Raw genomic sequence first — 17,907 nt, forward strand, 5'->3', positions numbered from 1 at the left:
GTATCTGGGTAGATTTCCGCGCACCGCGTCCACCAGTCGGTGCCGCGCGCGGCGTGCTTCGGGAAATGTTGCAGTGCCGGCCTTCACTCAGAGCAACAGTTCGATCAGGAAGGGGCCGTCCTGGCGGAAGCTCTGCCTCATGAGGTCGGCGCACTGCTCGAGCGTCGTTGCGCGTGCTGCTTCAACCCCCATGCCGTTGGCGAGCTTGACCCAGTCGAGATCGGGATTCGACAGATCCAGCATGCTCATGGCCGTGGGCCCCGGTAATGCCCCGACGTTCTCGTATTCGCCGATCAGGATGTTGTACTTGCGGTTGGCCAACAGAATCGTCGTGCAAGGGAGTCGTTCACGTGCCTGCGTCCAAAGCGACTGAAGCGAATACATCGCCGAGCCGTCAGCTTGCAGGCTGATGACCCGTCTCGAGCCTCCACAGGCCACCGCCGCGCCGGTTGCAACCGGGAGTCCGTCGCCAATGGCACCGCCGGTCAGTGAGAGCCAGTCATGTGGTGCTGCAGCGTGGGTGAATCGGTAGAAGCTGCGGCCATACGAAATGCTTTCGTCCGATACGATCGCGTTCTCCGGCATCACGGCGGCGATCGTCTGGGCCAGCCCTTCCGGCGTGGGTGCACCGGTAACGATTCCCGGGCAGGGCTGCGCGGGCGGCATATCGACCACTGGCGCGTTCAGCGCCTCTGCCAGCGCGAGCAGGGCCGCTTCGGGATGCTGGTCGACGCGCGACAAATGATGGATCTGGGCTTCGCGCGGATACTGGAGGGACGGCTTGCCCGGGTAAGCGAAGAATCCAACTGGCGGCCTGGCGTTGACCAGGATGATGTGCCGGAACGATGCCATCATCGTGATGGCTTGATCGGTGTTGTAGGGCACGCGCTCGATCGGCAGACGGCCTCGTCCACGCGAGACCCGCCCCATCACGTACTCGTACTTCAGGGTCGCGCCCGTCGCGCTGGCAATGCGCCAGGCGAGCGCCTGCGCTTCGGGCAGCTCGCATTCGCCGCCAAGCAGGATCAGCACGTCATTGCTGTTCTGGCGCAGAATCCGCGCCGCGTTGTCGACGGCAAATGTATCGATCGATGGCGCTGACGGTACGGGCAATGCGCGCGCGGCAACGCCCCCCGCATCCCAGGACGTATCCGAGGGCAGGATCAGTGTGGCGATCTGTCCGGGCGCGGTGCGCGCAGCGGCTGCCGCGGCGGCCGCATCACGACCGACGTCGGCTGCGGACTGGCTCGTGCGGACCCATGCCGATACGGCGCCCGCGAGCGCGGCCGTATCGGCAGTGAGGGGCGCGTCATACGGGCGGTGATAGGTCGCCTGATCTCCCACGATGTTGACGACCGCGCTATTAGCGCGGCGAGCGTTGTGAAGGTTCGCCCAACCGTTGGCAAGTCCCGGACCGCAATGCAATAGCGTGCTTGCGGGCTTCCGGGCCATGCGGAAATAGCCGTCGGCCATGCCGGTAACGACGTTCTCCTGCAGTCCCAGCACACACCGCATACCTGGAATCTGATCCAGGGCCGCGACGAAATGCATTTCGCTGGTGCCGGGATTGGCGAAGCAGGTATCGATGCCCGACTCGAGTAGTGTGGTGACCAGACTTTCGGCGCCATTCATGTTGTGTGTTCTCCGATTCGATGAAGATGGGTCGCGTGGGGTCAGCGCGAGCAGGCAGGATCCGTCCAGCCGGAAACTGCCTTGGCTTCGAGAAACTCCTCGATGCCCCAGATCCCGCCTTCGCGGGCACGTCCGGACGCCTTGATGCCACCGAAAGGAGATCCCGGTGCGCGCGGCCTGCCATTCATCTCCACCATGCCCGAACGCAGTCGGCCCGCGACGCGGCGGCATCGTTCGTCATCAGTCGATTGCACGTAATTGGCCAGCCCATACAGCGTATCGTTCGCGATGGCGATTGCCTCTTCCTCGGTGTCGAAAGGAATGATCGAGAGCACAGGGCCGAAGATCTCTTCGCGGGCGATGATCATCTGGTTGGTCACGTCGGCGAAAACGGTTGGCCGCACGAAGTAGCCACATTCGTGCGCTTCGGGACGCCCGGGGCCGCCTGCAACAAGTCGCGCGCCCTCCGCAATGCCTGTCTCGATCATCTCCTGGACTTTCCTGAATTGCGCCGCCGAGGTCAGCGGGCCGAAGAACTTCCCCGGCGCGTGCGCCGCCTCGGCTGCGAAGTTCTCGGCGACTTCCCGGGCCTCGTCTACTACGCGCGCATAGACCGAGCGCTCGACCAACATACGGGTAGGGGCGTTGCAGCTTTGGCCGGTGTTCTTGAAGCAATGGAGCACTCCGCGTCTGACCGCATCCGCATCTGCGTCGGCAAAGACGAGGTTGGCCCCTTTCCCGCCGAGCTCGAGCACCACTCGCTTGAGCGTTTCGGCTGCGGCCTTTGATATGGCGACGCCAGCACGGGTCGAGCCCGTGAAGCTGATCATGTCGATATCGGGATGGGACGACAGGTGCGCGCCGACTCCCGTGCCGTCCCCGTTCACGAGATTGAACACTCCGTTCGGAAAGCCGGCTTCCTCGATGAATTCGGCAAAGAGCATCGAGGAGAGCGGCGCGATCTCGGATGGCTTCAGCACGACGGTGCATCCGGCCAGCAATGCGGGCACGACTTTCAGCGTGACCTGATTCATGGGCCAGTTCCACGGGGTGATGAGGCCGGCGACGCCGATCGGCTCCATCAGGATCCGATCGTTGGGTGCATGCGTGCCGAGGGAACGTTCGAACGAGAACGTGCGAAACGCGGCAATGAAGTTCCTCATGTGATACGCGCCGGCACCGACATGTTCGGCCCGCGCCATGTCGACGGGCGCCCCCATCTCAAGGCTGATCATCCGGGCCATTTCCGCGGCGCGTCGTTCGTAGATGTCCAGCAGGCGCTCGACCAGCCGAAGCCGCTCGCCCGGGTCAGTGCGACACCAGCCCGAGAAGGCTTGTCTTGCCGCCTGCACCGCCCGGTCGGCATCGATGGCTTCACCGACGGATATCACCGCGCAGGGTTGCTCGGTGGATGGGTCGATCACCGCCAGGTCTTGGCGACGTGCGGGCATTACCCACTCCCCATTGATATGGAACTGTCTCTTATCAAGCACGTTGTCTCTCGTAGTTTTTGCGTTGCGGCGGGCCCGATCGCGGTCAGGCCACTGCCGATGAACTGAACGGTAGAACATCGCAGTAACGTTGTAAATAGGGTATGTACGTTATCCATACGATAATTTATAGCAGAATCGGCTATAGCGCACTTTCTCAATAAATTATCCTATGGATAACCATGTAACCCTATTTACAACTTCAGGCGGTCCGTCTATGGTTCGACCGACGGCGCTTCCGACCGCAATCACAATCCAGGAGACAACCACCATGACCCACCGCTTCAGCCCCATTCCTCATTTCCGTTCACGCCGCGCGGCATTGGCACTGGCGGCCGCCATGCTGGCTGGTGCGGCGTTTCCGGCCGCGAGCCAGAGTCCAGCGTGGCCGGCACGGCCGATCCGCCTGGTGGTGGGTTTCGCTCCCGGCGGCGGAACGGACGTGATGGCGCGTGCGATTGCGCAGTTGCTGAATGAAGCACTGGGGCAGACAGTGATCGTCGACAACAAGCCGGGGGCGAGCGGCAACCTGGCGGTCGGAGAAGTCGTGAGGGCGGCGCCGGACGGGTACACGTTTCTGATCGCGCCCACCTCGGTTGAGACGGCCAACCCGTATCTGTTCAAGTCGAATCTCGTCCCGTCCCGGGACCTGACGCCCGTCATGGCGATTGGACGCGCCCAGATGTATCTGGTCGCCCGTCCGACGCTCGAGGCCAGGGACGTCAAACAGTTCATCGCTTCGGCGAAGTCGCACCCGGGCAAGATCACCATCGCGTCGGCCGGTACCGGTACGGCACCGCATCTCGCCGCGGAGTTGTTCAACCAGAGCAACGGCACGTCGATCACGCACGTGCCTTACAAAGGCTCCGCCCCTGCGTTGCAGGATGTGATGGCCGGTCAGGCGGACGTCGTATTCGATCCGGGGATTGGCTTCCCCCATATCCGAAGTGGCAAGGTCAAGCTGCTGGCAGTGGCGAGCGAGAGCAGGTCGCCGTTCTTTCCGGATGCGCCGTCATACGCGGACCTGGGCATCCGCAATGCGAGCCTTGATATCTGGTTCGGTGTCTGGTCACCGAATAAGGTCCCGGCCGAGATCAGCGAGCGCTTTTCTGCGGCGTTAAAGAAGGTGTTGGCCTCGCCAGTGCTCAAGCAACGGTTCGCGCAACTCGGCGCCGAACCTGTGGCACTGGACAAGTCAGCTTTCCGAAACCTGCTGACTGACGAGAGCAGGCGGCTGTCAACGCTGATCAAGGAACGCGGGATCGTCGTCGAGTAAGCACCGCAGCGGCCTCCCACCTCTGATTGTCCCGGACCCCTGCGGTCCGATTCCATATCAGCTTCCAGCAACCGGTCATCCGTGGCCGGAAGGGGACGCTTCATCTCAAGAAAAAAACAGGGAGGAGAGCAATGCAGTGGAATTCATCGGCGGTATCGCAGTGCCGGCGCAGGTCGCCCAGCGCCTGTTTGGCGGCAACACCGCTGGCGCTGGTCGCTTGCGCAGTCGACGCACAAACCAGTGTGACGCTTTATGGCGTGCTTGATAGCAATGTGGAGTACGTCACCAACATGTCGACGGTTACACCCAGCGCAGCGAACGGTCTGGCTCTGGGTCCCGGCAAGGACTTGGCGCGCATGACGTCGGGCGGACTGTCCGGCTCGCGCTGGGGCCTGCGTGGAGCCGAAGACCTTGGCTCCGGACTCAAGGCATTGTTCGTGCTGGAGAGCGGCTTCGGTGTCGATGATGGAAGGTCGCAGCAGGGCGGACGCCTGTTCGGACGCCAGGCTTATGTCGGGCTCGACCATGCGGTCGCTGGAAAACTGACGTTCGGTCGGCAATACACATCTCTCTTTGATGTCCTGGCCAACTTCTCCCCGACGGGATTTGGTCTGCAGTATGAGCCTTTGATCCTGGGCACCGGTGTGAACTACCGCTCCGACAACGTGGCGAAGTACACCGGTCAATTCGGTGGCCTAACCGCCGTCACTCACTGGACTTTCGGTAACGGCGTGTCAGGCAGCGGGGAAGTGCCAGGGCAGTTCCGGCGGGATTCCGGCTATGGAGCGGGACTCGCGTATAGCTCAGGGGCATTCGGTGTTACGGCCGCTTATGACCAGTACAACCCGACAGTCAGCGTGGCGGGCGAGACGGGAATGGTCAGGAAGGCTGCGGCTGCGGCCAGCTATGCCGTTGGTAATGCCAAGGTTATGGCGGGCTATCGATGGGGCCGCAGCACCGGCCAGAACGATGCCACCGTGCTGCGCGACGACTACTACTGGTTTGGGGTCAACTATCAGGCTACCCCGGCGCTTGCGCTGACGGTAGGCTACTACTACGACGATGCCAAGAACGTTAGCGGCGTGAATACACCCAATCCCTGGCAAGTGCTGTTCATCGCGGACTACAGCTTCTCCAGGCGGACCGATGTGTATCTCACCACGGCGTACACGCGCAACGCGGCATTGAACATGGATTCCGCCGCGATCGGCTATGCAAACGGCTACTACCTCGGCAAAGACAAGAACCACATGTTTGGGGTGGCGGTCGGCGTCAGGCACAAGTTAGTTCTGAGCGCGCCGGGAGACCGGCAAGGAATAGGTGGTGCACGCCCACTACGATGAGGGAATGGAGCCATAACTCGGACGTCGGTCTGGTTCCTGAGCACCCGGAGCTTGCAAGGATGTCTACGAAGGCTCAGGCGTTCTTTGACGTACGCATCAATCGGATGTCCGCTCCGGGGAACGAACGTCGCGCAGAAGTAGGTCGGGAGCTGGGCATGAGGATCTTTTGGATGGCCGCAGCCAAGCGTAGAGCCGCCGTTCGGGGCGTGCTGTCGATCGTCGCTTCCTGGCCGACATGTGACAGCCGTCTGCTGAGGCCCGCCGGCCATTCCTGCCATTTTAGTGCAGCGCGCACGACGTCTTGTGCGGCCTCGGCTCTTTCTTATTGAGAATGGCCACCAGAAGTTGGGGAAATATCATCGAGAGGATCGCCCAGCCGGTATCGAAGCGCCCCATTGCATTTGCCTTCCGGGACACTACGGCAAAGCGCTAACCCGGGGTTACCAGCGCAGACGCAAAATTCTTTGCTCAGGCACAGCGGAATCCACATACCGATGTGGAAGTTTGGTCTGACACGCTCCGCTTGCCGAGAAGGCTCGGCTACCGCAAGGGCTCGGGGGCGAAGAGAGGGATAGGCGTGCCAACAGGTCTCCAATTCTGGCCGCGCGGCAAAGTTCTATCCTTCACGTACGGGGTGTGCTGGGCGCATTGCCCAGCCAGACTCGCGCCACGGCGACTAGCACGTTTTCAGTCACGGCGCAGGAAGCGGGGCGGTGACGACATGAACCGGGTTTACGTAATGATTGCGGTGTGCGGCCTGATGGTTGCCTGCGTATCGACGGGCGTTGACGTCAAGCCGGAGCAATTGGCGAATTTCATCCCGGGTTTCTCCACCCTTGGCGACGTGACCGGGCAGCTTGGGACTCCCACATCCCAGGCGACGTTAAGCAACGGGTCCGCAATACTGATCTATTCGTTTGCGACCTCCAAGCCTCATCCTGAGAGTTTTATTCCGTTCATTGGCCCGTTATTTGCCGGAGGCGAGATCCGGTCGTCGACAGTTCTGTTCGAGTTCGACGAAAACGATATTCTCAGGAGCCAGCGGAGGACAACCTCTAGTGGTGCTTCGGGCCTGACCGTATTGCCTCCTTGAGCGGGCGCTCTCAGCAGCTAAGATGGCAAAGGCGAGTTGACGCCTTCGCGGCACCGACATCGAGTCGTCGAATGCCGCCTCAAGGACACATGCCTTGCCAAGGAACCCCTCGAAAAGCCGTTCGCTGATCTCTTCAAAAGTCGGAGCCAACCAATTGTCGGCGCCAATTAACCTGGCACTCTTGCCATGTTTGATCAACGACTTCTCAAGGTCACCATCGTGGTCCTGCTGCTCCACGCAGGACTGCTGTACCTGATCCATAGCGGGCTGGCTGGCAAGATGACCGAGGCCGTCATCGCTCCCGAGATCATTGCCCGACTCATTCCGATGGAGCCCCCACAGCAACCGCCTACGCCCAAACCGCCCAAGTTTGAACCGCAGACGCCGCCATCGCAGGTCAAGGTGGTGACGCCACATCTGACACCGCATCAGCAGAAACCGACCCCGACATCCGTCGCGACGCTGCCGCCGACGCCGAATGCGATCGAGGCGCTGCCGGCACCGTCGGCACAGCCGGTCCTGCCAGACCAGGCACTGGAGTCGCCCGCGGCATCCACGCCGGCAAACGCCGCGCCGCGCGTCGTAGGGATCGGCGAGATCGCGTGCTCGCCGCCAAAAGTCACTTATCCGACTCAGTCGCGCCACATGGGTGAAACCGGTAGAGCGGTGGTGAGTCTGACGACTGATGAGAGCGGCCGCGTGATCAAGACAGCCGTGGTGACGTCGAGCGGATCGACGCGCCTTGATACGGCGGCGATCAATGCCGTGCAGGCAATGCGCTGTAAGCCTTATATGGAGAACGGTCGCCCCGTGGCGGCAACCGCCCAGCAGCCAATCGACTTCGAGTTGAACTGATTTCCCGGAGTCTTTCTGAAACCTCCAAATACTGACTTTCAGGAACCACCATGCAGGAACTCGGACTCTCCCACCTCTGGTCGCAAGGCGACCTCGTCATGCGTGCGACCGCCGTTATTCTGCTGATCATGTCACTGCTTTCGTGGATAGTGATTCTCACCAAGGCGTGGGATCTCGTTCGCCTCAGGAAGATGGCAAATGGCGCGGAAAGGCGCTTCTGGTACTCGGACGACTTCGATCACGCACTCGATACGCTTGGCGCCCGCGATGCCAACCCGTTCCGCACGCTGGCCGTCACAGGCCGCGAAGCCGCCCAATTCCATCGCGCCGGCGATCCCTCGTTGCACGCTGTCCTCGATATGTCTGACTGGCTGACCCGCTCGCTCAAGTGCGCGATTGACGAAGCCGTGGCGCGCATGCAATCGGGCTTGGCTGTGCTGGCATCGATTGGTTCGACCGCGCCGTTCGTCGGTCTCTTCGGTACGGTCTGGGGCATCTATCACGCACTGCTCGGGATCGGCGCGTCGGGAGTGCCGACCATCGACAAGGTGGCCGGCCCCGTGGGTGAGGCACTGATCATGACCGCCTTCGGCCTGGCCGTGGCTGTCCCGGCCGTGCTCGGCTTCAACGCGCTGAGCCGCAGCAACAAGGGCGTCATCAGCAAGCTCAACCGCTTTGAGCACGATCTGCACGCCTACTTCATGACCGGAGACCGCTTGCGCCCGACTACCGCGGCCCGCTTCGACGGCGCATCGATGCGCATGGCCATCGAGAACTGAGCGTCGTCCCCCTCGCTGCGTGCTCGTTGAGCAGGACCATCGGGTGATCAAGCGCATCGTCCAACAGATGCTTGGCTTCAAAGCTACTCGCTGCGCGAGCATCCTGATAGACGGAATTCGAACTCGTGCACATGAAAGCCACGGGCCAGCTCCTTCGAAGTGGCTGATGGGGGCTTACCCACTCTGGAGCCAGGCCCCCGAAGCGAAGACTTTCGTAACGACAAGGTTGGCGCCGCTCCGTCTACTCGCTCGAAGGAATTTCCGAAATTTCGGTCTGCATTGCAGAACATTTGATATGCATCAGATGGTGATACATGGGCAGGCAATGCTGCTTCGAGTTGTCTGACGACTCCGGGCATGCCCTTGAGTCTCTTGAACAGTATGCCTCGAGCGACTAGGATGTTTTTTCCGAGCGCGAAGACAAACGCTCACCAGCCAGAACCCCACGTCTGATGGAAGCGGCCTGCGCGAGCCAGACTGCATGCCACGGACGGTATTGAAGTCCCGTAGCACTATTAGACCAATAGCTTAGGAGACGACTGTGCTGAGTCATCATGAGTTCGCCACTCTGGTACTGGTAAACGGCTGTTCCGAGCCAGCAGAGTTGGACTGCGCAGATGTGGAGGCGTTGCTCGCGCATGAACTGGTAACGCTCGAGTCACATGGACCGAACCGTACCCGCCCTCAGATTACCGTCCAAGGCTGGGCATATCTCAAAGCCCTAGGCCGCGTTCGAGCATAGAGTCCCTAACGCGACTGGCTCGTTGATGAGCACATTGCCGTATCCCATGGAGACATCGACGTTTCCTTGGGCTTCCAAATCGGCGTCCGCCGCGAAGGCTTGCGACGCCGAAATCGTAATTCATTCGATTCCCGCCCCAACGTGCTGCCCTCGTATAGCTCGGGGCGGGTCGCACTCAGGAGACACAAGATGAATTCCTCGGGCACCGCCACGCGCAAGTCCGCGTAGGCGGTGGCCTGATCGGGGATGACGTTGGTGGCACCACCGGCCTTGAGCATGGTGATGTTGAAGGTCGTCTGTGGTTCAGAGATTGCGAGGGCAACCGTCTTGCCGTCGGCCAACCGGTCAAATGAGTCCATCGACCTGATCGGACACGGCGATTGAATCGAAGTAGAGCCGGAAGCGGATGTGGCCGCAACTTCAATGTATGAGCTCCCCTGTTTTTCGCCTTCCAGTAGGTTATGTAATGTTGACCTACTGGAAGGCGAAATTCCTCGGAAACCTCAGTGTTGCAGGTCCCTGTGCAGGCAATGGCAGTGACTATGCGTGAGGAAAATCTTGAGAGCCTATGCCGAGTTCGGCATGAAGATGCGAGACGATAACCTATATCGCATACATATCGAGGTACTCATTGACGGCCATCGCCTCCAGCCTGGCCTGGTCGAGCGATACGGCAAGGATCGCCGCCTGCTGTTTGGGCGGGAAACGCCGCGCCAAGTTGGTCCGAAACTTCTCCACCAGCAACGGGATGCCTTCCGCGCGCCGGCGCTTGTGGCCAAGCGGGTACTCGACCAGCATTTCGTCCAGCTCCGTGCCGTCGTCCAGTTCGATCGTCAGCGCATTGGCGATCGAGCGCTTGTCCGGATCATGGTAGTCGGCGCTAAATGACTTGTCTTCTACGCAGACGATCCTTGCACGCAGCGCATCGATACGCGGGTCGGCCGCTACCTTGCCCTCGTAGTCATCGGCGGTCAGGCGGCCGTACAGCAGCGGCACGGCGACCATGTACTGGATGCAGTGGTCACGATCGGCGGGATTGTTGAGCGGGCCGGTCTTGTCGATAATGCGCAGGCAGGCCTCGTGCGTGCGGATCGTGACCCGCTTGATATCCGCGGCGGTCTTGCCGGCGTCGGCCAGCGCGCCATGCAGGGCCATTGCGGCTTCCACGGCGGTCTGCGCGTGGAACTCGGCCGGGAACGAGATCTTGAACAGCACGTTCTCCATCACGTACGAGCCATAAGGGCGCTGGAATCTGAAAGGCTGTCCCTTGAACAGCACGTCATAGAAGCCCCACGTCTTCGCCGTCAGCACCGACGGGTAGCCCATCTCGCCGGTGCGCGCGATCAGCGCCAGCCGCACCGCGCGGCTGGTGGCATCGCCTGCGGCCCAGCTCTTGCGGCTGCCGGCGTTGGGCGCGTGGCGATAGGTGCGCAGGCTCTGACCGTCGACCCACGCCAGCGACACGGCATTGATGATCTCGTCGCGCGTCAGCCCCAGCATCTGCGCGACCACGGCGGTGGAGGCCACCTTGACCAGCACCACGTGGTCGAGCCCGACCTTGTTGAAGGAGTTCTCCAGCGCGATACAGCCCTGGACTTCGTGCGCCTTGATCATGGCCGTGAGCACGGCCTTCATCGTCAGCGGCTTGCGGCCGGCGGCGATGTTGTTGCGCGAAATCCAGTCGGCGGTGGCCAGGATGCCGCCCAGGTTGTCGGACGGATGCCCCCATTCGGCCGCCAGCCAGGTGTCGTTGAAGTCCAGCCAGCGGATCATCGTGCCGATGTTGAAGGCAGCCTGGACCGGGTCTAGCTGGAACTGCGTGCCCGGCACGCGCGCACCGTCCGGCACGATCGTGCCCGGCACGATGGGACCCAGCAGCTTGGTGCACGCCGGGTAGGACAGGGCTTCGAGCCCGCAACCGAGGGTGTCGATCAGGCAGTTGCGGGCGGTGTCGTAGGCGAGCCCGCTCTTGATCTCGTAGCCGGTCACATAGTCGACGATGTCGACCAGTACCTGGTCCGGATCGGGGCGTTGTGCGGACGGCGTGTCGGTGGACATGGTCAGCCTCGCTGGAGGGTAAGTATCAGAACGCCTCGTCCGGCACGCACACCCAGCCTTCGATCAGGACGCGTGCGCTTGGTCGGGATGCCGGCGTTGATCATGGTGGCCTTGAGCATGCCGACGCCCGGCACTTCCGGGTCGTCGACCACGTCACCGATCGGGAACATCGCGCCGCCGGCGCCTTCTTCCTCTGCGGCCGGGTCCATGAACTCGACCTGCACTTCGGCGGCCGGGAAGGTGACTGGGATTTTAGGAGATCGTCGCGCGGGAACCCGCATGGGTGCTTGGGGGTATTGCACGGGAATCAAAGGGACTCCAAAGTTGCGCGAATTAGCTCAAGCCGTTTCTTGACCCAAGATCTTCCGCGGCGCTTGATGCAGCCATGCGCGACTGGTTGCACCTGGTGCCACATTTCCTAAACTGTCTCTCGGAAGTGGCCCGGTCAGGCCGCATCTACAGGAGGGCATTATGGAACTTCATATGCACTCGCACCACTTTACGCGGCGAATACCTGACTGGCGTGCCGCCGCGGTGGCCGGCTTCGCCGCCGGGGTGGTCTTTCTGGTCGTCGAACTGGGCGCGCTATGGCTGATGGGTGAGAGCCCCTGGGTGCCGCTGCGGATGATTGCCGCGATTGTCATGGGTCCCAGCGAAGTGTCGCAAGCTGCACTTGGTATTGGTATCATGCTCACGGCGTTGATCGTGCATTTTGCGCTGTCCATCGTGCTTGGGCTGGTCCTGGCAGTGATCATGGCACCGTTCAGCTTCGATTCGAGCGTTGGGATGGCATCGCTTGCTGGCGCTGTGTTCGGCGTCGCCGTGTATTGGACTAACTTCTATGGCATGACCCAGGTCTTCCAATGGTTTGCCGAAGCGCGCGGCGCTCTAAGTTTCCTGGCACACGTGGTGTTTGGCCTGGTCGCAGCCGATACCTATCTGAAATTGGAGAGAAAGATCGATAGTGAGATCGATAGCCCCAGTGGGGCGGGCTCCACCGGATGACCTGTACCCACTCTGGAAATGGCCGACCCGCGGCACCGGCAAAGTTCGCCAGCACCGGATTTGACGCTGGCCGCTGGTCGACCTTGAGCCTGTCGAAGTCCTGCATGCTCGTTCCGCTTGGTGGGTGCGGTGAGAAGGGGGCTCGGAATTAGCTGGACTGCTCCTCACCGGTTGCTCACTGGCTCTTACCGACTACTGACTCAACCGGTCAAATTTTATCTTTCAATGACGGTTCTTGGCTGCGGCCGACCGCGGCAATGGCTCGGCCGGCCCACTGTCGGTGGGGTGAACATGAAATCAGCGCACTGCGACAGGGACCGTTTCGGCCAGGAAATCCAGATGGCATTCACGCGCCCGCCGGCCGCACGAGCGGCTACAGGGTCTGCGCTCCGCCGCCGAGATGCGTCAGCAGGCTTTGCATCGGCGCAGACAGCGTGTGCCATTGCTGGAAGCACAGACAGAGCTGTCTGCGCGCCCAGTCATCGCTGATCGTGAGGGTCCTGAACGGATACCTGCCTCGAAAGCGCCTTGCGGCCCCTTGTGGGACGATTGCTACCCCCACCCCCTGCGACACCATCTGGCACGCCCCCTCGAAGTTCTTCATGCGGATACGGAATGCCAGCGTCTTGCGCAGATCGGCGGCGTGTTCGTCGATATGGTCCTGAAGCGCACTCCCGGCCTCCAGCCCAACGAACTGCTCGCCAGTGACGTCGGCAAAGCAGACCGCCTTCGATCCTGCGAGTCGGTGCTCAACGGGAACAATCAGGACGAGATGGTCGCTGGTGACTGGCTGGATTACGAGTCCTACGGGGTCTACCGCATCGGATACCACACCCGCTTCGGCCAGCCCTGTGCCGATCATCTTCACGATTTCGGAACTCGTACGCTCTCTCAGATCAATGTTTAGGCGAGGACGCTGCGCCAGCCACGGCGCGAGCCTCTGCGGCAGGAAACCCGTCAACGCTGCCGTGTTCGCATACAACAGCAGCGTACCTCGGGCGCCGGCACCAAACTCACGTAGCTCTCCCTGCAAGAGGCTGTGCTGCCTGAGTATCAGGCGCGCATGATGCGCCAGTGCCTCCCCCGCCTCGGTGGTCACTACCCCCCTGTGGCTCCTTTCAAGCAGGGCGACACCGGCATCCGATTCGATGTTACTGATGCGCTCGCTTGCCGAGGCCAATGCGAGATTCGCCTGTCTGGCCCCGGCCGTAATACTGCCGGCGTCGATCACACAGAGGAACAGGCGCAGATCCGCGAGATCGAATTTCATGCAGTCACCATGACGGATTACCTTCGGACAATCCGAAGGTAGCATCGGAAAAACCGCATTGTGCCAGTTCACGATTGGAGGCGTAATACCCTCCATGAATACTCTGACCATCGAACTGAGCTGCCTGCTCCTTGCCACGTTTCTTGGGGCCGGTGTCGTTAAAGGCGTGACTGGAATGGGCCTGCCCACGGTTGCAATGGGCCTGCTCGGGACTGTGATGTCGCCGGTCGCGGCGGCAGCGATCTTGATAATTCCGTCGTTCGTGACCAACGTGTGGCAAATGCTGGCCGGGCCAGACAAGCTTCGCCTTATGCGGCGGTTGTCGGCAATGATGCTCTGCATCGTGATCGGTACCGTTCTGGGGACGCGACTGCTGGTAATCGTTGACCCCGTCTGGTCGGGACGGACGCTGGGACTTGCCCTGATCGCTTATGCCGCCTATGCGCTGTTCTCGCCAACGCTCTCGGTCCCGGAACGGCTCGAGCCCTGGCTCTCGCCCGTCATCGGCATTGTTACCGGGGTGGTGACTGGCGCCACCGGCGTCTTCGTAATTCCTGCCGTGCCTTATGTGCAGTCGTTGGGTCTTCAGAAAGACGAGCTTGTTCAGGCCCTTGGTCTTTCGTTTACCGTCTCCACGCTTGCACTCGCAGGGGGGCTCTTTGCCAATGGCGCATTCCGGCTTGACCAGCTCAGCCTGTCGCTGATGGCTGTCCTTCCAGCTCTCGTCGGAATGTGGCTGGGGTCGATTGTGCGGCAGAAGATCAGCGCGAAAACCTTCCGCCGCTGCTTTCTCCTCTTTCTCGTGGTACTGGGCGTCGAACTCACGCTGCGTCCGTTCTCCTGAGGCCGAATCTCATAACAGAGAGTTCACCCCATGAGCCATAGCGCTATTCCCAACAACATGTATTGCGCCTCCGCCGGTATCTATGAGCGGGTGAAGAATGGCTATTTCATTCCGGAGTCCCTAGCCGCGATGCTCGAAGCCCAAGGCATATTGAACTCGGGCAGTTTGAGCCAGCAAGATCACCAAGTAATCAAGCTGTTAGTCAGTGAGAAGTCCGGTTGCGATGGTTGGATGGCAGCGCATAACCTCGATAGTGACTTGACTGCTCTGCCGGTGGATGCGCAGGGTGCCATTCGCGCAGGACAGCCAACAGGTGACGCCAGGCGTGATGCTTTGGCACGTTTCGTGTCCCACCTACAAACCACGAGTGACACGATGAAGGAGGACGAATTCAATGCCATCCGAGCGGCCGGTTACACCGACGCTCAACTGGCGGAGATTTCGCTTACCGTCGCTCTCGATATCTTCATTAATACCTTTAATCGAATTATCGGCGACGCTCGGCCCGCCGAGTAAGCCGCCCTTGCCGGGCCTCCTTGGTATCACACGTCCAGGTTTTGTCCGGCTCCGTCATCGAGGCATGCAATGCTTGAACTCACCTCTCTTCTGGCCTTCGGCCTCGTCGCACTGGGCATCGCGCTTACGCCCGGCCCGAACATGATCTACCTGGTCTCACGCTCGATCTGCCAGGGTCGCGTCGCTGGGCTGATCTCGCTCGGCGGCGTCGCGCTCGGATTCGTCGTCTACATGCTGTGTGCGGCTCTTGGCATCACCGCGTTGCTTCTCACGGTGCCGTTTGCGTACGACGCTCTTCGCTTCGGCGGCGCCTTTTATCTGCTTTGGCTCGCGTGGCAAGCGGTGAAGCCGGGTGGAAGTTCGCCATTCCAGGTACGCGAACTGCCGCCCGACAGTTCGCGCAAGCTGTTCATGATGGGGCTTGTGACGAATCTATTGAACCCGAAAATTGCGGTGCTCTATCTGTCGCTGCTTCCACAGTTCATTGATCCGCGGCACGGCGGCGTACTCGGACAGTCGCTCGCACTCGGCTTCGTGCAGATTGCCGTGAGTATCAGCGTGAACGCGATTATCGCGGTGACTGCGGGTTCGATCGCCGGATTTCTCGCGCGCCAGCCCAGATGGTTGGTGATGCAGCGCTGGATGATGGGAACCGTGTTGACAGGCCTCGCCGTTCGGATGGCTATGGAAGCGCGCCGGTAGGGGATTGAGTCAATCCTGACTCAGGATAAGAAAGTCATCCGCACCAAGGTCGGCATGCTGGAACGACTCCAACCCCCCCATCAACGGAGGAGAAAACGCAATTCATCATCTCTTACGCAAACTCAACTTGTCCCTTCACGCAAAGCAACCCCGTGATCTCCACCAACGATGCCGACGTCTATCTGGGTTGCGCATTGGAAGGACACGGTATTGCGCGCATTTCACGGGCGATGGCCGAGCCCTATATCCACAGCGGCCGACTGGTTGAAATCATGACCGAATGGCAGACCGACGAACCACCAATCTCGGCGATGTAACCACAGAGTCGTCACCTGTCGGCCAAAGTGCGTGTGATCGTGAACTGGGCCGCCGAGATTTTTTCGCGGCATCCGCATTTTGACGTGGCAGCTAGTGTCCTCGCACAAGTGCTTCCTAAAGAGATGTCTGTGGCGCGTACGGGCAGTAGGGAAGATTCATCATCATTTGATCTTTTTTGGCATTTTTTTGATCTAGCGCAGTCTCGCAAATAGTTATGAGGTAGGCATAAAGTGAAAAGCCCTACCTCTTGATGAAGAAAAGGATCACACCATGAGCCGTATCGCTATCCCCGCCGTCGAATCCGCCACCGGCGCCACCGCCGAAATCTATGCGCGAGTGAAGAAGATTTCCGGCGGCCGTGTCCCCAATACATACGCTGCACTAGGCTATCTAGTCCCTGCGTCTCTGGCTGCGGTCCTCGACGCTCAAGGCACATTGAACTCGGGTGGCCTGAGCCGGCAAGAGCACGAAATTATCAAACTACTAATTAGTGAGAAGACCGGCTGCGAGGTTTGTGTGGCCGCGCACAGCTACGTGGGCAAGTTGACGGGTCTGCAGGTGGAGGCACTGCGTGCCATTCGCGCGGAGCGGCCGACAGGTGACGTCAAGCGTGATGCCTTGGTGCGTTTCGTGTCTCATCTGCATACCACAAGCGGCACGATCAGCGATGGCGAATTCAACGCCATCCGTGCGGCCGGCTATAACGAGGCTCAGTTGGCAGAGATCTCACTGACCATAGCGCTTGGCATCTTCACCAACACGTTCAACCGTATCAACGGTACCGATGTCGATTTTCCGCCCGTAGATTGAGCCGTTTTGCTGAGCCGCTTATTGTATCAATCCATAGGAATAGCAATGATCGCCGAAAACGCCCTGGCCAAAATGCTCGGCTCTGAGAGATATTTTCCCGCTGTCATGCTAGCTAGGCCGATCTGAACTCCGTCCGGTCACATCACCCACCTCCGGATGCCATCCGGTGCAAATGTAACGGCAGGTCTGGATGTATCCGAGAAGCATCCTGGGATACATCCAGGCATTGTCTATGAAGCATAAAAGTATATGAGGAAGACAGTGACACTTAATCATCCGATTTTTGCTCGCTGGCCGGTGCCGTACCCCGATCGACTCCAGCTCTTTTCCTTGCCGACGCCCAACGGAGTGAAGGTCGGCATCATGCTGGAGGAGACCTACGATCTACGATCCTGGTCCGATCGGTCGGCCGCCGGCCTTGTTCGAATCGGGAGCGATACTGAACTATTTCGCGGACAAGGCGGGGCAGTTTCTATCCACCGATTCCAGCAGGCGCTATGAAACGATCCAGTGGTTGATGTGGCAGATGGGCAGTGTCGGGCCGATGTTCGGCCAGGTCGGTTTTTTAACAAATTTGCTGGCAAAGCCTATGAAGATAAGCGCCCGTGCGATTGCTACGTTGCCGAATCTACGCGGTTGCTCAGTGTCCTCGACGAGCGACTCGCCGGACGGGATTGGGTGATGGGCGCCGACTACAGCATTGCGGATACTTCGCTGCTCGGCTGGGTGCGTAACCTGATCGGCTTCTACGAAGCCCGGGAACTTGTTGGATTCGACCACTTTCTTCATGTGCAAGCGTGGTTCGCGCGCGCCCTCGCGCGCCCGGCAGTGCGGCGTGGGCTCGAAGTGACAGCAGCCTAACCGGAAGGCTGTAGATAGGAAGGATTTGCGGAACGTGACGGGTTTGGGTGCGAGCACGTGGGCCGGACGCGCGTCGATGTTGAAAGGGGCGATTTTGAGGAGTCCGACCAAGAGCTGAGGAAACCCGGGCCGGCCGGATAGAGCTGTGCGGTAGGTCCGGCCGATCTAGTGTCCTGTCCCGCAAATAACTGGCATTAGTCTTGCATCCCGTTTCGGCATTTTGGGAACGGAGATATCGCGATGATTACGGGCAGACCGAAGGCCGAATTGGTGTTGAGCGAAGATGAACGCGCGCAGTTGCAGGCGTTCGCGC

At 60.5% G+C, this 17,907-nt stretch carries 15 protein-coding genes and 4 pseudogenes; 13 read left to right on the plus strand and 6 right to left on the minus strand.

What is annotated here, in order from left to right:
* Positions 1-87: 87 nt before the first annotated feature.
* Both AC1DOX_RS24220 and AC1DOX_RS24225 read right to left on the minus strand, forming a co-directional pair.
* On the minus strand, positions 88-1,632 hold the full coding sequence (locus AC1DOX_RS24220; RefSeq protein WP_441621928.1) for an acetolactate synthase large subunit: 1,545 nt from the start codon (positions 1,630-1,632) through the stop codon (positions 88-90).
* Between the two features lie 41 nt (positions 1,633-1,673).
* Positions 1,674-3,125 carry an aldehyde dehydrogenase family protein gene (locus AC1DOX_RS24225; RefSeq protein WP_441621930.1) on the minus strand — a complete coding sequence of 484 codons (1,452 nt, stop codon included), beginning with the start codon at positions 3,123-3,125 and terminating at the stop codon, positions 1,674-1,676.
* A gap of 268 nt (positions 3,126-3,393) precedes the next feature.
* On the opposite strand from AC1DOX_RS24225, the gene AC1DOX_RS24230 reads away from it, so the two are divergent.
* From AC1DOX_RS24230 to AC1DOX_RS24255, 6 genes and pseudogenes are all read left to right on the plus strand, one after another.
* The gene (locus AC1DOX_RS24230) at positions 3,394-4,398 is read left to right on the plus strand and encodes a Bug family tripartite tricarboxylate transporter substrate binding protein (protein ID WP_441621932.1); all 1,005 of its coding nucleotides are present in this window, start codon (positions 3,394-3,396) and stop codon (positions 4,396-4,398) included.
* Positions 4,399-4,529: 131 nt separating this feature from the next.
* Positions 4,530-5,741 (plus strand): porin, encoded by a 1,212-nt coding sequence (locus AC1DOX_RS24235; RefSeq protein ID WP_441621934.1) that lies wholly within the window; start codon positions 4,530-4,532, stop codon positions 5,739-5,741.
* A gap of 721 nt (positions 5,742-6,462) precedes the next feature.
* The gene (locus AC1DOX_RS24240; RefSeq protein WP_441621936.1) at positions 6,463-6,834 is read left to right on the plus strand and encodes a hypothetical protein; all 372 of its coding nucleotides are present in this window, start codon (positions 6,463-6,465) and stop codon (positions 6,832-6,834) included.
* Positions 6,835-7,020: 186 nt separating this feature from the next.
* Entirely contained in the window at positions 7,021-7,689 is a 669-nt protein-coding gene (locus tag AC1DOX_RS24245) for an energy transducer TonB (protein WP_441621938.1), read from the plus strand.
* Positions 7,690-7,739: 50 nt separating this feature from the next.
* Positions 7,740-8,468, plus strand: a complete 729-nt coding sequence (locus AC1DOX_RS24250; RefSeq protein WP_441621940.1) for a MotA/TolQ/ExbB proton channel family protein — start codon at positions 7,740-7,742, stop codon at positions 8,466-8,468.
* A gap of 22 nt (positions 8,469-8,490) precedes the next feature.
* Positions 8,491-8,635, plus strand: a pseudogene (locus tag AC1DOX_RS24255) (IS6 family transposase); the annotation flags it as partial.
* 580 nt (positions 8,636-9,215) lie between these two features.
* Here AC1DOX_RS24255 and AC1DOX_RS24260 read toward each other — a convergent pair.
* The 3 genes and pseudogenes from AC1DOX_RS24260 to AC1DOX_RS24270 all read right to left on the minus strand — a co-directional run.
* Entirely contained in the window at positions 9,216-9,569 is a 354-nt protein-coding gene (locus AC1DOX_RS24260; RefSeq protein ID WP_441621942.1) for a peptidase dimerization domain-containing protein, read from the minus strand.
* 244 nt (positions 9,570-9,813) lie between these two features.
* A complete protein-coding gene (locus tag AC1DOX_RS24265) occupies positions 9,814-11,268 on the minus strand; it encodes a bifunctional 2-methylcitrate dehydratase/aconitate hydratase (protein ID WP_441621944.1) in 1,455 nt (484 codons plus the stop codon).
* 80 nt (positions 11,269-11,348) lie between these two features.
* Positions 11,349-11,513, minus strand: a pseudogene (locus AC1DOX_RS24270) (PrpF domain-containing protein); the annotation flags it as partial.
* A gap of 226 nt (positions 11,514-11,739) precedes the next feature.
* Between AC1DOX_RS24270 and AC1DOX_RS24275 the strand changes: the two are divergent.
* Positions 11,740-12,273 carry a hypothetical protein gene (locus AC1DOX_RS24275; protein ID WP_441621946.1) on the plus strand — a complete coding sequence of 178 codons (534 nt, stop codon included), beginning with the start codon at positions 11,740-11,742 and terminating at the stop codon, positions 12,271-12,273.
* A 373-nt stretch (positions 12,274-12,646) separates the two neighbouring features.
* On the opposite strand, the gene AC1DOX_RS24280 is transcribed toward AC1DOX_RS24275, so the two are convergent.
* On the minus strand, positions 12,647-13,543 hold the full coding sequence (locus AC1DOX_RS24280; RefSeq protein ID WP_441621948.1) for a LysR family transcriptional regulator: 897 nt from the start codon (positions 13,541-13,543) through the stop codon (positions 12,647-12,649).
* Positions 13,544-13,637: 94 nt separating this feature from the next.
* Here AC1DOX_RS24280 and AC1DOX_RS24285 point away from each other — a divergent pair, with 94 nt between their 5' ends.
* The 6 genes and pseudogenes from AC1DOX_RS24285 (at position 13,638) to AC1DOX_RS24310 (ending at position 17,594) form a co-directional block, all read left to right on the plus strand.
* Complete coding sequence (locus AC1DOX_RS24285) at positions 13,638-14,387, plus strand: sulfite exporter TauE/SafE family protein (protein ID WP_441621950.1); 750 nt, start codon at positions 13,638-13,640, stop codon at positions 14,385-14,387.
* Positions 14,388-14,417: 30 nt separating this feature from the next.
* Positions 14,418-14,903 (plus strand): carboxymuconolactone decarboxylase family protein, encoded by a 486-nt coding sequence (locus tag AC1DOX_RS24290; protein WP_441621952.1) that lies wholly within the window; start codon positions 14,418-14,420, stop codon positions 14,901-14,903.
* 69 nt (positions 14,904-14,972) lie between these two features.
* Entirely contained in the window at positions 14,973-15,605 is a 633-nt protein-coding gene (locus tag AC1DOX_RS24295) for a LysE family translocator (RefSeq protein WP_441621954.1), read from the plus strand.
* 155 nt (positions 15,606-15,760) lie between these two features.
* Positions 15,761-16,027 (plus strand): annotated as a pseudogene (locus AC1DOX_RS24300) (LysR substrate-binding domain-containing protein); the annotation flags it as partial.
* A gap of 166 nt (positions 16,028-16,193) precedes the next feature.
* Positions 16,194-16,733: a carboxymuconolactone decarboxylase family protein gene (locus AC1DOX_RS24305; protein WP_441621956.1), complete on the plus strand. Its 540-nt coding sequence runs from the start codon at positions 16,194-16,196 to the stop codon at positions 16,731-16,733.
* A gap of 249 nt (positions 16,734-16,982) precedes the next feature.
* Positions 16,983-17,594 (plus strand): annotated as a pseudogene (locus AC1DOX_RS24310) (glutathione binding-like protein).
* The last annotated feature ends 313 nt before the right edge of the window (positions 17,595-17,907 follow it).

This window comes from Cupriavidus sp. 01L415 (genome assembly GCF_056400065.1).

Excerpts from the sequence above, each read along its gene's own strand:
- AC1DOX_RS24220 (WP_441621928.1), bottom strand. The coding sequence starts at position 1,632 with ATGAATGGCGCCGAAAGTCTGGTCACCACACTACTCGAGTCGGGCATC.
- AC1DOX_RS24230 (WP_441621932.1), top strand. The coding sequence starts at position 3,394 with ATGACCCACCGCTTCAGCCCCATTCCTCATTTCCGTTCACGCCGCGCG.
- AC1DOX_RS24235 (WP_441621934.1), top strand. The coding sequence starts at position 4,530 with ATGCAGTGGAATTCATCGGCGGTATCGCAGTGCCGGCGCAGGTCGCCC.
- AC1DOX_RS24240 (WP_441621936.1), top strand. The coding sequence starts at position 6,463 with ATGAACCGGGTTTACGTAATGATTGCGGTGTGCGGCCTGATGGTTGCC.
- AC1DOX_RS24245 (WP_441621938.1), top strand. The coding sequence starts at position 7,021 with ATGTTTGATCAACGACTTCTCAAGGTCACCATCGTGGTCCTGCTGCTC.
- AC1DOX_RS24250 (WP_441621940.1), top strand. The coding sequence starts at position 7,740 with ATGCAGGAACTCGGACTCTCCCACCTCTGGTCGCAAGGCGACCTCGTC.
- AC1DOX_RS24260 (WP_441621942.1), bottom strand. The coding sequence starts at position 9,569 with ATGGACTCATTTGACCGGTTGGCCGACGGCAAGACGGTTGCCCTCGCA.
- AC1DOX_RS24265 (WP_441621944.1), bottom strand. The coding sequence starts at position 11,268 with ATGTCCACCGACACGCCGTCCGCACAACGCCCCGATCCGGACCAGGTA.
- AC1DOX_RS24275 (WP_441621946.1), top strand. The coding sequence starts at position 11,740 with ATGGAACTTCATATGCACTCGCACCACTTTACGCGGCGAATACCTGAC.
- AC1DOX_RS24280 (WP_441621948.1), bottom strand. The coding sequence starts at position 13,543 with ATGAAATTCGATCTCGCGGATCTGCGCCTGTTCCTCTGTGTGATCGAC.
- AC1DOX_RS24285 (WP_441621950.1), top strand. The coding sequence starts at position 13,638 with ATGAATACTCTGACCATCGAACTGAGCTGCCTGCTCCTTGCCACGTTT.
- AC1DOX_RS24290 (WP_441621952.1), top strand. The coding sequence starts at position 14,418 with ATGAGCCATAGCGCTATTCCCAACAACATGTATTGCGCCTCCGCCGGT.
- AC1DOX_RS24295 (WP_441621954.1), top strand. The coding sequence starts at position 14,973 with ATGCTTGAACTCACCTCTCTTCTGGCCTTCGGCCTCGTCGCACTGGGC.
- AC1DOX_RS24305 (WP_441621956.1), top strand. The coding sequence starts at position 16,194 with ATGAGCCGTATCGCTATCCCCGCCGTCGAATCCGCCACCGGCGCCACC.